This is a genomic window from Mycobacterium sp. 4D054, from assembly GCF_052245755.1.
Lineage (GTDB): Bacteria > Actinomycetota > Actinomycetes > Mycobacteriales > Mycobacteriaceae > Mycobacterium.
The window spans coordinates 63,859-78,112 of the sequence record NZ_JBQQCF010000028.1; the positions used below are offsets into that span (position 1 = coordinate 63,859).

9 protein-coding genes and 3 pseudogenes are annotated in these 14,254 nt (G+C 68.2%); 3 read left to right on the forward strand and 9 right to left on the reverse strand.

The window, feature by feature from the left end; genetic code table 11:
• Positions 1-23: 23 nt before the first annotated feature.
• Positions 24-296, forward strand: a complete 273-nt coding sequence (locus ACTWP6_RS19705; RefSeq protein WP_260753357.1) for a DUF7162 family protein — start codon at positions 24-26, stop codon at positions 294-296.
• Entirely contained in the window at positions 293-1,924 is a 1,632-nt protein-coding gene (locus ACTWP6_RS19710) for an alpha/beta hydrolase family protein (protein ID WP_260753358.1), read from the forward strand. Before ACTWP6_RS19705 ends, ACTWP6_RS19710 begins: the two co-directional genes overlap by 4 nt.
• Here ACTWP6_RS19710 and ACTWP6_RS19715 read toward each other — a convergent pair.
• From ACTWP6_RS19715 to ACTWP6_RS19735, 5 genes and pseudogenes are all read right to left on the reverse strand, one after another.
• Positions 1,890-2,669 (reverse strand): IclR family transcriptional regulator, encoded by a 780-nt coding sequence (locus ACTWP6_RS19715; RefSeq protein WP_260753361.1) that lies wholly within the window; start codon positions 2,667-2,669, stop codon positions 1,890-1,892. The genes ACTWP6_RS19710 and ACTWP6_RS19715 overlap by 35 nt on opposite strands.
• Before the next feature lie 12 nt (positions 2,670-2,681).
• Positions 2,682-4,529 (reverse strand): putative nucleotidyltransferase substrate binding domain-containing protein, encoded by a 1,848-nt coding sequence (locus ACTWP6_RS19720; RefSeq protein WP_260753367.1) that lies wholly within the window; start codon positions 4,527-4,529, stop codon positions 2,682-2,684.
• Positions 4,504-6,027, reverse strand: a pseudogene (locus ACTWP6_RS19725) (GMC family oxidoreductase). Before ACTWP6_RS19725 ends, ACTWP6_RS19720 begins: the two are co-directional and overlap by 26 nt.
• Positions 6,020-7,516 carry an APC family permease gene (locus tag ACTWP6_RS19730; RefSeq protein ID WP_260758147.1) on the reverse strand — a complete coding sequence of 499 codons (1,497 nt, stop codon included), beginning with the start codon at positions 7,514-7,516 and terminating at the stop codon, positions 6,020-6,022. Before ACTWP6_RS19730 ends, ACTWP6_RS19725 begins: the two are co-directional and overlap by 8 nt.
• Positions 7,517-7,664: 148 nt before the next feature.
• Positions 7,665-8,583: pseudogene (locus tag ACTWP6_RS19735) on the reverse strand (IS5 family transposase).
• Between the two features lie 52 nt (positions 8,584-8,635).
• On the opposite strand from ACTWP6_RS19735, the pseudogene ACTWP6_RS19740 reads away from it, so the two are divergent.
• Positions 8,636-8,895, forward strand: a pseudogene (locus ACTWP6_RS19740) (ATPase); the annotation flags it as partial.
• A gap of 67 nt (positions 8,896-8,962) precedes the next feature.
• On the opposite strand, the gene ACTWP6_RS19745 reads toward ACTWP6_RS19740, so the two are convergent.
• Genes ACTWP6_RS19745 through ACTWP6_RS19760 form a run of 4 tightly spaced genes read right to left on the reverse strand, consistent with a single transcriptional unit; the run spans position 8,963 to position 13,134 of the window.
• Positions 8,963-9,283: a hypothetical protein gene (locus tag ACTWP6_RS19745; RefSeq protein WP_260753370.1), complete on the reverse strand. Its 321-nt coding sequence runs from the start codon at positions 9,281-9,283 to the stop codon at positions 8,963-8,965.
• A complete protein-coding gene (locus tag ACTWP6_RS19750) occupies positions 9,276-10,088 on the reverse strand; it encodes an SPFH domain-containing protein (RefSeq protein WP_396884556.1) in 813 nt (270 codons plus the stop codon). Before ACTWP6_RS19750 ends, ACTWP6_RS19745 begins: the two co-directional genes overlap by 8 nt.
• Before the next feature lie 11 nt (positions 10,089-10,099).
• Positions 10,100-10,744 (reverse strand): hypothetical protein, encoded by a 645-nt coding sequence (locus tag ACTWP6_RS19755; protein WP_260753372.1) that lies wholly within the window; start codon positions 10,742-10,744, stop codon positions 10,100-10,102.
• The gene (locus ACTWP6_RS19760; protein ID WP_260753373.1) at positions 10,741-13,134 is read right to left on the reverse strand and encodes a nitric-oxide reductase large subunit; all 2,394 of its coding nucleotides are present in this window, start codon (positions 13,132-13,134) and stop codon (positions 10,741-10,743) included. Before ACTWP6_RS19760 ends, ACTWP6_RS19755 begins: the two co-directional genes overlap by 4 nt.
• Positions 13,135-14,254 lie beyond the last annotated feature (1,120 nt).

Consider the following 14,254-nt stretch of genomic DNA (forward strand, 5'->3'; position numbering starts at 1 on the left):
CGGCCGGTCTGTCAGCATGAGCCATGGGGGAAATCGCGCACGTCGACTCCGACCGCGTCCATGAGCTGGCGGGCCGCTTCGACCGCACGGCGGCCGACATCGACGACCTGCGCCGGCCCGCGTTGGAGCCCGCCGCGATGCCGGGGTCGGCGGTGACGGAGGTCAGGACCGGCGAACTGCTGGCGCCTCACCTCGACGGCGTCGTCACCGGGCTGACCGGGTGGGCCGAGGCCGCCCGCACCACGGTCGACGCGTTCAAAGACGCCGACGCCGCCAACGGCGACCGGTTCCGGTGACCACCCCGACCGTCACGATGGCGCAGCGGTGGCGCCCCGAGGCGCTGCTGGCGCTGAGCACCGGCTGGGAGGATGCCGCACGCACCCTGACCGCGCTGGTGAGCGAATCCCTCGCGGAGGCGGAGCGCAGCGTGGAGTACTGGACGGGCGCCGCGGCCGACGCCGCCCGCGAGCGCGCGCGTCATATCGCCGCGCTGGGCGCCGCGGCGGCACGGCGTCTGGTGACGGCCGCGGTGGCCGCCGGCGACGGCGCCGACCAGATCAGCGCGGCGCGCGCCGAGGTGCTCGGCGCGGTCGAGCAGGCGCACGGTGCCGGTCTGGCCGTCGCCGACGACGGTTCGGTGACGGTCGCGTCGGACCCGGCTGCGCTGCTGGTGCTGCTCTCGGGCGGGCAGCGTGCCCTCGCCACCGATCTGCTGGAGCTGCGCGCGACCGAGCTGACCGCGCGGATCGGGGCAGCGCTGCAGCGTCTGGGCGACGCCGACACCGACGCCGCCGCCGACATCACCGCCGCGCTGGGCAGCTCCGCTGCGCCGCCGACGGAACGGCCGGCGGCGACGGTGCCGGCCGGCGCGTGGCCGGTGCGCGGCGGCGATGTCGTGGACGGCTGGCCGCGGATGAGTCAGGACCGGATCGCCACCCAGATCGCGGCGATGACGCCGGATCAGCGAGCGCAGCTGGTGGCGGAGTTCCCGCAGCAGGTGGGCAACACCGACGGGGTGCCCTGGGACATGCGGGCCGCCGCCAACCGGCTCAACATCGCGACCGCGATCCTGGCCGAGGCCGGCGCGGACGAACCCTCGCAGCGGCGCATCGGCTTCTACCGCAGCCTGCTCGGCGAGATCGACGACCCGACCGGCGCGGGCCGGCTCCAGCGCACCATCGTCGCTTTCGATCCCGGCCGGGCCTCGTTGGTCGAACTCAACGGCGACCTCGCCGCCGCGCGCAGCGTCGCGGTGCTGGTGCCGGGGGTCAACACCACGATCGAAGGCTCGGCGGCCAACACCGCGACCGCGCAGCGGTTCGTCGCAGCAACCGGCGGGGACGTCGCGGTGATCACCTACCTGGGCGGACCGTTCCCGCAGGTGCACAACCCCGCCGACGTGCTGTTCGATGCGGCCGACCCGCACTACGCGCTGGAGATGGCGCCGCGACTGGTGGCATTCACCGAGGACCTCGACCGGCGGGTGCCCGACGGCGTGCCGGTGACGGTACTGGGCCACTCGTACGGCGGGTCCATCGTCGGGACCGCCGAGACGCTCGGGCTGACGTCGGACCGCACCGTGTTCCTGGCCGCCGCGGGCGCCGGAGTCGGCGTCGACGACGCCGGCGACTGGCACAACCGCAATCCGGGCGTGCAGCGGTATTCGATGACCGCGCCCGGCGATTTCATCGAGCTGGTGCAGGGCATCCCCGGCGGACCCCACGGCGTCGACCCGGACGAGATCACCGGCGTGATCCGTTTGCGCACAGGGGTTTACGACGACGGCAGCCCGGTGGCCGGGTGGGGCGCGCACAGCGGGATGCTGAACCGGCCCTCGGACGCGTGGCGGACGATCCTGGCGGTCATCACCGGGGACCGCCCGGTGGGCGTCAGCCGCGGGCCGTCCAGCCCAGCCGGCGGCTGACACGGTCAGCGGCCGCGACGGTCTGCTTGGCCACCTCGTCGAACCGGTCCACCGCGAGTCGATAGGACGGACCCGAAACACTCAGCGCCGCAATCACTTGCGCGTGCACGTCGAACACCGGCGCGGCGACGGCGTTCAGCCCGACCTCGAGCTCCTCGCACACGCTCGCCCAGCCACGGTCACGCACCGCCGCCAACTGGTCCTGCAGTTCGACCATGCCGGTCACGGTGGCGTCGGTGAACGCCGTCAGCGGCGGCCGCACCCGGGACCGCAGTTCGGCGGGGTCCAGCCCGGCCAGCAGCACCTTGCCGCTGGATGTCGCATGCGCCGGGCAGGTCTGCCCCACCCAGGTCCGCAACGTGATCTCGGCGGGGCCGATCGTCTCCACGATGTTGACGATGCGGTCCTGGTCGAGCACCGCGAGGTTGGCGGTCTCCCCCACCTCGGCGCTCAGCGCATCGCATGCCTCCTGCCCGAGCTTGACCAGATCGATCTGGCCTCCGGCGACGTGCGCCAGCCGCGGGATCGCGAAACCCAGGCGGTATTTGCCGCGTTCGGAGACCTGTTCGACGTAGCCGCGCGCCTCCAGCACCGCGATCAGCCGGGACACCGTGGACTTGTGCACACCCAGCTCGGCGGCGATCTCGGTGACCCCGGCCGCACCGAGGCCGGCGACGATCTCCAGCACTGTCAGCGCGCGGTCCACCGACTGCACGGCAGCCGGTGCTCGGTCGTCGGTGGCCATTGCGCAGTGAGCCTATACGCCGGTGAGCCCGAGGTTGCCGACCCGCCGCCGGACCGCGGCGATCTCACGCAGACCGTCGCCGAGCAGGCTGCGGTTCAGCGGGGACAGCTCCGACATCGTGATGATGTCCCCGGGGGTGTGCCCGGCGGCGACCTGCTCGACCTGATGGGTCATCCGCAGCCGTTGCAGCATCGCGAACACGTCGCACAGGGTGCGGGCATCGCGCTCGCTGAGCGCCCCGGCCTCGGCGCCGGCCTGCAACCGCGTCGGGGTGCTCGCCGAGGTGACGCCCGCGGTCAGCCCGGCCCACCGGGCCAGGTTCACCACCGGGGTCACGGCGTGGTTCTTCAGGTCGAAGGTGCCCCCGCGGCGCGACAACACGTCGCGCAGCGAGCGGGTGCGCATCTTGCCCGACAGCGCGTCGAGCAGCTGCAGCCGCAAAGCGTTCGGATGCTGTTCACGGATGCGCTGGTAGGCGGCGGGCACGGTGTGCAGGCCCGGGTCGCCCCACACCACGCGGCCGTCGATCAGCAACGACGACAGGACCAGCCCGCGGTCGCGCAGCGGGTCACTCAGCCAGCCCTGCGCGGTGTGCAGCCAGTCCGACTGCGATCGCGAGAACATCGTCTTGGACGCGACCGCGCCGTTACGGTCCGACGGCAGGCCGGACGCGTCCACCATTCCGTGCACCTCGGCGGCGAGGGCACGCAGCCGCGGCGCCTGCCCGCCGAGTTCGTCGCGCCAGGACAGCGCGCTGTCCACGTCCGAGGACGGCATCGCCTCGCGCCGGGCCACGCTGCCCAGGGTCAGCCAGGCGAATCCGTCGAGGTTGCGGTACTGCGGTTGGGCCACAACCAGTTCCAGGGCGCGACGGACCAGGCTGTCGACGACGACCGACAGGATCGCGCTGGTGGCGGCGGCCTTCGTGCCGCTGCGGAACAGGTCGACGGCGGTGCCGGTCACGCGTTTGCCTGCGGCCTGCAGTTCGGCGGCGGTGCCCGCCTGGGCGATGGCGCGGCGCAGCGTGAAGCTCTGCCGGGCGGTCGCGGCCAGCAGATCGGCGTCTTCGAGCACGCCGACGACCTCGCCGCGCGGCGTCAGCACCGGCATGTGCCGCAGCCCGCATTCCAGCATCTCCATCAGCACGCTGTCGGCGCTCAGATCGGTGGTGACCGTGCGGGCCGGCGCACTCATCACCCGTTCGATCGCGACGTCGACCGGCACACCCGCGGCGACGACGCGGGCGCGCAGATCGCGGTCGGTGAAGATGCCGAGCGCGCCGTCGGGCAGCCGCACCAGTGCGTAGGACACGTGGCGTTCGGTCATCTTCACGACGACGTCGCGCACCGCGTCGCCGGGTTCGACGACGAGCACCTCGCCACGCACCAGCTCGCTGACCGGCGTGCTGTCGGGGGCGGGCATCAGAGTCGACCGCTCGGCGGCGTGGTTCCAGCCCGAGGATGCCAGGAACGCCAGGCCCGAGGGTTTGGCGAACTGCGCGCGCACCAACGCTCCCGGAAGCCGCACCAGCGTGCTGGGCGCAGTGGTTCTGGCCTCGAAATCCATTCCGGCGCCTGCCAGCAACGGCATGTACCCGAATATCCCGCCCGGGGTCACGATGTCGATGAGCGCGCCGTCGCCGGTGGTCCGCAACGCGACGGCGCCGTCGCGCACCATCCACACCTCGTCGGGCACCCGGCCCGTGTAGTCAGCGACCACCACCCCGGCAGAAAATTGCGTCAGCGACGCCCCGCCCGCGAGTGCGTCGAGTTCGTCCTGCGTCGATCCCTGAAACGGTGTGTGAGCGGCCAGGAACGCGGCCAGGCCGGCCTTCTCAGGTGGCTCTGATGAGGTCGGCACACTTCTCCGCCATCGTCATCACGGTGATGTTCGGGTTCACCGACGGCAACTTCGGCATGGCCGAGGCGTCCACCACCCGCAGGCCGGTAACCCCCTTGACCCGCAGTTGCGGATCGAGCACCGCCATCGGGTCCGACACCGCACCCATCCGCGCGGTCGCTGCCGGGTGGTAGACGGTGTTGTGGCAGCGGTGGATGTAGTCGAGCAGTTCGTCGTCGGTGGTCGCGTCGGGGCCGGGCGCCAGTTCTGCACCCACCCACGGCGTCAACGGCGCCTGTTCGGCGATGCGACGGGCCAGCCTGACGCCGGCGAGCATGATGCGTTCGTCGTAGCCGTCGGGGTCGGTGAAGTAGCGCGGGTCCACCCTGGGCCGGTCGCGGAAATCGCGGGAGCGCAACCGCACCGTGCCCCGGGATCGGCCCTGGGTCACGTTGGGCGTCAAGCAGAAACCGTTGTCGGTGGTCGGGTAGCCGTGGCGCAGGGTGTTCATGTCGAAGGGGACACTGCCGTAGTGCATCATCAGGTCCGGCTGGCGCGGGCCGTCGTCGACGGTGGTGAACACGCCGATCTCCCACCACTGGGTCGACGTGCGCACCATGGGCTGGGCGGCCTGCCAGAACACCAGCCCCTCAACGTGGTCGTCGAGGTTGGCCCCGACGCCGGGTGAGTCAACCCGCACCTCGACGCCGATCTCCCGCAGGTGAGCGGTGGGCCCGATGCCGGAGAGCATCAACAACTTCGGGGTGTCGATCGCACCCGCGGTGACGATCACTTCGCGCCGCGCGGACACCGTGTCATAGCCGGTGAGGTCGGGTCGCTGGTAGCGCACCCCGGCGGCGCGTGACCGCTCGTCGAACAGGATCTCCGACACCCAGCAATCGGTGCGGACCTCCAGATTCCGGCGGGTGCCCAGGATCGGGTGCAGGAACGCGTGGCTGGTCGAGAGCCGGGTGCCATCCGCGGTCGCGTTGATCTGGAACCAGCCCGCGCCGTTGCGCATCGTCTAGCCGCGGTTGAATTTCACCGTGGGTATGCCGACTTGCGCCGCGGCGTCGAGAACCGCTGTGCCGCAGGGATCCTCGGGCGGCACGTCGCGCAGCACCACGGTCTCGGTGAGCCGCCGGACCAGCGGCAGCACGTCCCCGGCCCCCCATCCGGTGGCGCCCATCGCCACCCATTCGTCGAGCGCCTCGGCGGGCGGATGGAACGCGATGCACGAATTGTGCGACGAGCACCCGCCGAGCACCTTGGCCCTGGCGTGGCGCATGAACGAGTTTCCGCGCTCCTGGGGTTCGATCGGGTAGTCCCAGTCGTAGCCGGAGTCGAGCAGGTGCATCCAGTCCGACAGCACCAGGATCGCGTCGTCGCCGACATCGGACGGGCCCGCCTCGACCAGGCAGACCGTCACGTCCGGATCCTCGGAAAGCCTTGCCGCCAGCACACATCCGGCAGTACCGCCGCCGGCGATGACGTAATCGAAGGTCGCGCCCTCAGCCATCAACGTCCGCCAGGGTCTCGGCGGCATGGGACTTCAACGTGCCGATGTGCTTGCGCCCCTTGAGGAAGTACCAGAGCAGCCCGGCGCCGACGATGATGCCGATGTAGACGAACGCGCCCCAGGTGTTGTACCAGGGTTCACCGTAGACCGCGGCGCGCGGCCAGGCGAGGTTTACCGCCATCCCGATCCCCCACACCACGGCCACGATGTTGACCGGCAGCCCCCAGCGGCCCATGGTGAAGTAGCCGCCTTCCTTGAGATCCGCCGGCGGCCAATGCCCTTGCAGCCGCTTTTTGAGCAAGGGGCCGGTGACCATCAGGTAGGCCAGGTAGATCATGATGATGGCGATCGAGGTCAGCACCGTGAAGATCTGCGGATTGGTGATGTTGACGACCAGGATGATCACCGCGATGATCCCGATGGTCACGGCCGGGACGATCGGGGTCTGGGTCCGCGGGTTGACCGTGGCCAGTTTCTCGCCGAACGGCAGCGCGTTGTCCCGGGCCATCGCGAACGTCAGCCGGATCGCGGCGGTGTGTACCGCCAGACAGCACACCGTCACCGCGATCACGATGCACGCCAGGAAGATCTTGCCCAGCGGGCCCCACATCACCTGCTCGACGATGTACTGCAGACCGCCGCTGCTCTCGCCGAGCTGCGGGTCCGCAAGGTTGGGCGCGGCCATCACCGCGAACACCAGGATGCCGCCGCCGATCACGAACGAGGCCAGGATGGCGCGGGCGATCGCCTTGGGCGCGGTGCGGCGCGGTTCTACCGTCTCCTCGCCGAGTGAGCTCGCGGTGTCGAATCCGTACATCACATAACCCGACGCCAGCGACGCGATCAGGAACGCGCCGAGAAAGCCCATGCTCTCCCCCGAGCCGTAGCCGTTGGTGGAGAAGAAGATATCCGGGCTGTTCTGCACGTTGATCGCCAGCAGGAACACGATGAGTACCGCGGCGATCAATTCGATGAACACGCCGCTGGAGTTGATGCGCGCCATCAGGCGCACCCCGAGCGCGTTGACCGACGTGGTGAACACGATCAGCACGGTGCCGAGCAGTACCGCATTGGCGGCGTAGTCGTAGGTGCCGCTGCCGTCGCCGATGACCTGGAAGCCGCTCCACAGCCGGGGCAGGTTCAGCTGGTAGGCCAGCGCGACCGCCGAGATGGTCACGATCGAGGCCGTCAGCATCAGCCAGCCCGAGGTCCAGCCGACCAGCCTGCTGGCCAGCTTCTTGCTCCAGTTGTAAACCGAGCCCGCCACCGGGTATTTCGCGGCCAGTTCCATGAAGCACAGCGCGACGGCCATCTGACCGACGAACACCATCGGCCACGACCACAGATAGGCCGGTCCGGCGGTGCCGTAACCGAAGTAGAAGAGCTGGAATGTGCCGGTCAGGATCGAGATGTAGCTGACGCCTGCGGCGAAGCTGGCGAACTTCCCGATGCTGCGGTCCAGTGACTCCTTGTAGCCGAAATCCTCCATGCCACTGTCGGCATGGATCTGTTTGATCACCGTCGTGCGAGCCTGCCCCTTCCCCGGACGGACTAACCTTTGAACCAACCCGCAGCAGTGGGAGCGGTGTTGTGCCAGATGTGTTTGAGTTCCTGGTATTCCGCGAGCCCGGTGGGCCCTAGGGCGTGTCTCCCATATGGCGTGTCCAGATGATGCACGCGCTGAGGACTACGGCGGCGCGGTAGACGATGGCGAGCTTGTCGTAGCGGGTGGCCAGTCCGCGCCATTGTTTGAGCAGGGCGAAAGATCGTTCGACGAGATTGCGCTGCTTGTAGCGGATCTCGTCGAACGCCGGCGGTCGCCCGCCTCGTCGTCCACGGCGTAGCCGTGCGGCGATCTCGTCGCTTTTCTGCGGGATGACCGCGGCGATCCCACGATCGCGCAGCATCCGTCGTGCGACCCCGCTGGAGTAGGCGCGGTCGGCGATCACCGCATCCGGGTGCGAACGCGACCGTCCGTGGTGGCGCGGCACGACGATCTCGTCGAGCACACCTGCCAGCATCGCCTGGTCGTTGCGTTGCCCACCGGTGATCACCACAGCCAGTGGTCGACCGTTGCCGTCGACGGCGGTGTGGATCTTGGTGGTCAATCCACCCCGTGACCGCCCGATACCGTGACCTGCGGGTTCGCACTCGGTCAGCGGCAGATTCGTGTAATTCGACCCAGCCCCCTGTGTCCTGATCGGGTCGGGTCGTGTTCGTCGCGTGCTGATGCGCCCGGTTGATCGTGGCGTCTACCGATACCGTCCAGTCCAATCGGCCGTCGGCATCGGCGGTCGCCAACAGTGCCATCAGCACCCGATCCCACGTACCGTCACCGGCGTAGCGACGATGGCGCTTCCACACCGTCTGCCAGGGCCCGAACTCCGAACGAGGCAGGTCACGCCACGGAATCCCGGTCCGGTACCGGTAGATGATGCCCTCGACAACCCGTCGATCGTCACCAAAGGGGTGCCCGCGACGCCCCTCATTGGAGGGCAACAGCCTCGAAATCAACTCCCACTGGGCATCATTGAAAAACCGGAACCGCGAAGCCATCGTCACCTCGACAGCATCGCCTCAAAACCGAGTCCCATAAGGGAGACACGCCCTAGCTGTGCAGCGTGTCCGATACCGCGTACAGGCCGGGGCCACGTGGTACCCGGAGACAAGATTCGCGCGCGTTATCAACGGCTTTGGGATCTGGTCGCCACGGCCGCCCGCCGCGCGGACGAGGCAACGTTCTACGACAACAGCGCGATCCGCGGTCCGCGTATCGTTGCTCAACTCGCTGCCGGCACCGCCGTGGGTCAACCCACGTGGCCCTCTTGGACTCCGTCTCCTCTCGTCGGTCGCTGGCCGCACAGGTGACGTCGACGCCGACCGGGCGCATATGAAAGAACGGCGGCACCTGGCAGTCGCGCCGCGGGCGATCGCCTCAGGCGGTGGGATCGAGTTCTGCTTGGTGGTGGAAGTGCCGCCACATCCGGGCGCCGCCGGACAACGCGACGAGTACGCCGATCCCGCCGATCACGATGCCGATGAACAGCGCCAGGAACAGTGGGTCCACGGCATCGCCGGGCTCGCCGGCTCCGATCATGCCGCCGACGAGGAATCCGAACAGCGGCGCCAACACCGCTACCGAGCCGCCCAGCAGCGCGCGCCACAGACCGGGCGGGGTCGGCTCGAGCACGACGGGCCGTCCCGGAGCTGGCGCATCGTCGGTCGTCTGCGCCTGGTCAGCTACGCTGTCACTCATCGGATTTCACCCTCCTGATGTGGGGGACGGTGTCGCCGCTCGACCTGTCGGACGACGACGTTGTCTGTCCGCCTTCGAGGAACGGGCGGACGATGTCGATCGGGATCGGGAACACAACCGTCGAGTTCTGGTCGGCGCCCAGTTCCAGCAGGGTCTGCAGGTAGCGCAGCTGCAGCGAGGCGGGGCTCTCGCTGAGTGTGATTGCCGCGTCGCGTAATTCGGCCGAGGCTTGGAGTTCTCCATGAGCGCTGATCACCTTGGCGCGTCGTTCCCGCTCGGCTTCGGCCTCCCGGGCCATCGCCCGTTGCATCATCTCCGGGATCTCGACGTCCTTGATCTCGACGACTTCGACGAGGATGCCCCAGGGCTCGGTCTGCTTGGCGATGGAGGCGGCGAGATCCTCGTTGAGGTCGGCCCGGTGGGCCAGCAGGGTGTCGAGGTCGGCGCGTCCGACGACCGAGCGCAGCGTGGTCTGGGCGATCTGTGACGTCGCGACCGCGAAGTTCTCCACGGCCATCACCGATTTGGTGGGCTCGGTGACCCGGAAGAGGACCACAGCGTTGACCCGTGCGGTGACGTTGTCGCGGGTGATCACTTCCTGCGGCGGGATGGTCAGCGTCACGGTCCGCAGATCGACCCGCACGAGTTTGTCGATGCCCGGCACCACGATCACGATGCCGGGTCCGAGAGGTCCCCGTAGCCGGCCGAGACGGAAGGCGACACCGCGCTCGTACTCCTTGACGATCCGGATCGAGGCGACCGCAAGCACCAGCAACACCAGGATCAGGAAGGCGAGAACAACCATCCAGGCCTCCATCAGTGCATCTCCCGACGCTCGGCTCGCCGGTCCGACGCATAGGACGTGCGGCGTCGAACCTCGTTCTCGGCAATGCGTTTTCGTTCCTCGAGGTTCTCGTCGAGGGAGGCAAAGCTCACCCCGACCGGCACCGCCGGGGTGCGGCGCAGGTGCGACCACAGCGGCAGCGTCACCACCACGAACACCACGGCCGAGCCGACCAGCAGCAGGGCCTCGGCGGCGGTGTCGGAGGCCAGCGCGGTCGCCAGCGGCAAAATCACCGCGATGACGCCGATAGCACAGGCGATCCCGCGGTGGAAGCGTGCCGACTCCGATGCCGGCCAGTTGTCGATGGCGCGGCTCATCTCGCGGCCGTCGTGGGAGGTGGTGCAGCTTTCTTTGACTGGGCAGGCGTTGCAGACAGTCGGGGTGCCCCGATACCGCATCACCCGGTTGTCCGGGTCAAAAGACGTGGGCCACAACCACTGATCCTGTGGGCATTGCCAAGCGTCGTGGTCCTCGTGGTAGAGGAAGCCGCCGGATCGGTGTTGTTCCACCTTCGCCGCGGCGCGTCGGGCGAACATGTCGATGCCGTACGCGACAAGGACGAGCAGCACCCCGTAGGCGATGGTCAGCCACGCGGCGATCCCGATGCCGGCGATCACGTGCTGCCTCCGCTGTCGTCGGTGATCGCCCGATTGTCGGAGGCATAGCGGCTGCGCTCCGGCAGCACCACGCCGGTGCGGTCTTCGGCCGCCTCGGCATGTTCCTCCACGAACAGGGTCTCGGCGGGCAGGGTGTGGGTGGTCGCCTTGATCCCGTAGCGGACGCCGAGCCATGCGATCCACACAAACGGCAGGACGCCGCCCAGGATGAACAGGAAGTCGCCGGGCATGCGCAGCCACTCGAGCACGACGTTGCCCGACTGCGTGATGTAGTTCAGCGTGCGGGCTTCGTAATAGCCGTCGTTGACCGAGTGCCACAGCTGCAGGACACCGAGCGGAAGCAGAGTCGCGAAGACCATCCACGCCAGGCCGATGTTCAGCGACCAGAACGACAGTTTCGCCAGCTTGTCCGGCCATCGCTCCGGCGGGATGATGTAGCGCAACGCGAATAGCGCCAGCCCGACGGCGAGCATGCCGTAGACGCCCATCATGGCGCCGTGCGCATGGTTCGCGGTCAGCGCGGTGCCGATCTGGTAGTACGACACGATCGGCAGGTTGATCAGGAAGCCGAACACTCCGGCACCGACGAAGTTCCAGAAGCCCACCGCGACAAGGAACATCACCGCCCACCGATGCGGGAACGGGGCGCTGCTGCGGGACTGCTGCCGGGAGCCCAGCTGCAGGAACGTCCACGCCTCCACGGTCAGGAAGGTCAGCGGGATCACTTCGAGCGCGGAGAAGAAGGCACCCAGCGCCATGTGCTCGACCGGCGTACCGGAGAAGTACAGGTGGTGCATGGTCCCGAGTACGCCGCCCACCGAGTAGAGGATGACGTCGAGGAAGATCAGCTGGATGGCGATCTTGCGTCGCACCACACCCAACATCACGAAGATGTAGGCAACCATCACGGTGGTGAACAGTTCGAGGAAGTCCTCGACCCACAGATGCACCACCCAGAAGCGCCAGAATTCGGCGACCGTCAGGTGCGTCTCGGTGCCGGCGAGCATGCCGACCGCGTAGAACGCGGGGATCGCCAGGCCTGCGTAGAAGAACAGCCACGGCATGTTCAGTTTGCTCTCGGTCTTCAACCGGGAGCGGATCGACCGGAAGATGATCGCCATCCACAGGAACAGCCCGATGACGAGCAGGGCCTGCCAGAACCGGGGCAGGTCGAGGTATTCCCACTGCTGGTCGAAGAAGATAGAGCCCTTGGCCCATTCGACGCCGAAGGTGCTCAGCGCCGTGCCCACCAGCGTGCCGACCACGACGACGAACAGTGCGCCGAGCAGTCCGTAGGTCAGCCACGACTGCCGGCGAGGTTCGCGTCCGGAGATGATCGGGGCCAGGAAGATTCCCGCGGCCAGGAACGAGGCCGCCGTCCACAGCAGCGACAGTTGGACATGCCAGGTCCGCGCCAGGTTGAACGGCAGGATCTGGGCCAGGTCCAGACCGAAGAAGTTGCTCAGTTCGGCCCGGTAATGCTCGATGGCCCCACCGAGGATCGCTTGGGCGAGGAAGAGCACCGCGACGACGAGGAAGAACCACGCGGTCGCCTTCTGCGACGGGGTGATCGCCACCTGGCCGGGCTGGCGGAAGGCCAGCGACGGTGTTTCGGTGGCATGCCAGCCGATCTTGCGGCTCCACCGGCCGTAGAGGGCGAAAAGGGCACCCAGCCCGGCCAGCAGTGCGATCAGCGACATTGCCGACCAAACCAGGATGTCGGCGGTCGGCGTGTTGTTGACCCGCTGTTCGGGCGGCCAGTTGTTCGTGTACGAGTAGGCGTGGCCGTCCCGTTCCGCGGCGCTGGCCCACGCCGTCCACGCGAAAAATGCGGTCAGCTCGTGGATCTCCTGCGGGTCGGTGATGACGCGCGGGATCAAGCCGTGCTCCGTCGAGTCGGTGCCGAAATAATCAGCGTAGTAGGCACGGATTGCTTCGAATGCACTGACCTGCTCGGCGGTGAATTGCAGAGTCCCGCTGGCCTCGTCGTAGCGGTTGGTCCGCATGATCTCGACTACCCCGGCCGTCGGATCCTGCGCACCGGAGTTCCGCAGTTCGTCGCCGACGTGGTCGGCGGACAGACGGAGGTACTCGGCGGTGTAGTCGGGTCCGAGGTAGCCCCCGTGGCCCATCACCGACCCGTATTGCTGGAGTCCACGCCGCAGGAAGGTCTGTTGCCCGGCGGTGATCTGCGCCTCGGTGAACAGCGTCTGCCCGTCCGGCGCGACGACGCGCTGCGGCAGCGGCATGGAGTCGGAGTACGTGCGGGCGGCCAACAGCCCCATGACCGTGAAGCCGAACACCAACACCAGGGCGACGCCCTGCACCCACCCCTTCGAGATGGCGAGTTCCGCTTTCGACGGAGCCGGTTCCAAGAACTGATCGGTCATTGCCACCCCCGGCATGCTCGATGTCAGATTCGTAGCGTCCAGGAAGACAACTTAGCCAACTCGACGCGAAAGTTCTCGATGTTCCGGCGACGCGCGTCCATTGGGCCGGATCCGCGCTCCGCCGGCGGCCGAAATGTCAGAGGTGCCTCATACAGTGCCGTCATCGCTATCCACCTGGGGAGGAGACGGAGATGGCACCCAAACCCACGGCAGCTGTGCGGCCGGTCGACATCGTGCCCGCACGACCACGTCCGATGCTGTCGGTCGTGATCGCGCTCGTGCAGCGTGGCGAGTCTTCGTACCGGTACTCAGCGCGGTCGGCAGAGCTTGGCTGGACCGGAACGGTGCAAGCCGAATGCGCGGACACCGCGGTGCTCGACGTCATCCGCGGCATCCGCGACAGTCAGTGCGGGCAGTCGAGCGGTTCCGCGCGGAGGGCAAGACGGTGCTGTTGCACTGCGTCGAGGCCCAGAGCCGGACACCGTCCGTCGCGGCGCTGTACGGGGCGGGCCTTCGGGGAGTAGGCGCGCACGAGGCGCTAGACGCAGTCATGCGGGTGCTCCCGCGCGCTCGCCCGAATCCGGCGTTCCGGGAGGCGTTGGCACGGTTGGCTCCGTCGGGCGCTCGGCTATAAAAAGGGAATCCCAAGCAGATGTTGGTCGCCATCGGAGCACGGTTATCGGGGAGAAGGTGCCGATTGCTGTCCAGCGGAGCCGTCACGCTTGGAGGCAAGACGTGGGCATGAGCGTCGGGGGTTCCACCCATCCTCATCTCCATTCGCCCTGCCCAAAGTGCGGGTACGCGATGCGGTCGAAAGATCGTTCGACGAGATTGCGCTGCTTGTAGCGGATCTCGTCGAACGCCGGCGGTCGCGCCCTGCTCAAACAATGGCGCGGACTGGCCACCCGCTACGACAAGCTCGCCATCGTCTACCGCGCCGCCGTAGTCCTCAGCGCGTGCATCATCTGGACACGCCATATGGGAGACACGCCCTAGCCTCGATCTTTCACGTGGCGGGTAGTTGAGGTCTTTTCGTGGCGTGGGTGGGCGGTTCTGACGTGGGCGGCCTGGGGTTCCGGCGTTGCGTCTCGCCGGTGCTCCTGGGTCCTTTGCTCGTCGG

Excerpts from the sequence above, each read along its gene's own strand:
- ACTWP6_RS19705 (WP_260753357.1), top strand. The coding sequence starts at position 24 with ATGGGGGAAATCGCGCACGTCGACTCCGACCGCGTCCATGAGCTGGCG.
- ACTWP6_RS19745 (WP_260753370.1), bottom strand. The coding sequence starts at position 9,283 with ATGAGTGACAGCGTAGCTGACCAGGCGCAGACGACCGACGATGCGCCA.
- ACTWP6_RS19750 (WP_396884556.1), bottom strand. The coding sequence starts at position 10,088 with ATGGTTGTTCTCGCCTTCCTGATCCTGGTGTTGCTGGTGCTTGCGGTC.
- ACTWP6_RS19730 (WP_260758147.1), bottom strand. The coding sequence starts at position 7,516 with ATGGAGGATTTCGGCTACAAGGAGTCACTGGACCGCAGCATCGGGAAG.
- ACTWP6_RS19760 (WP_260753373.1), bottom strand. The coding sequence starts at position 13,134 with ATGACCGATCAGTTCTTGGAACCGGCTCCGTCGAAAGCGGAACTCGCC.
- ACTWP6_RS19715 (WP_260753361.1), bottom strand. The coding sequence starts at position 2,669 with ATGGCCACCGACGACCGAGCACCGGCTGCCGTGCAGTCGGTGGACCGC.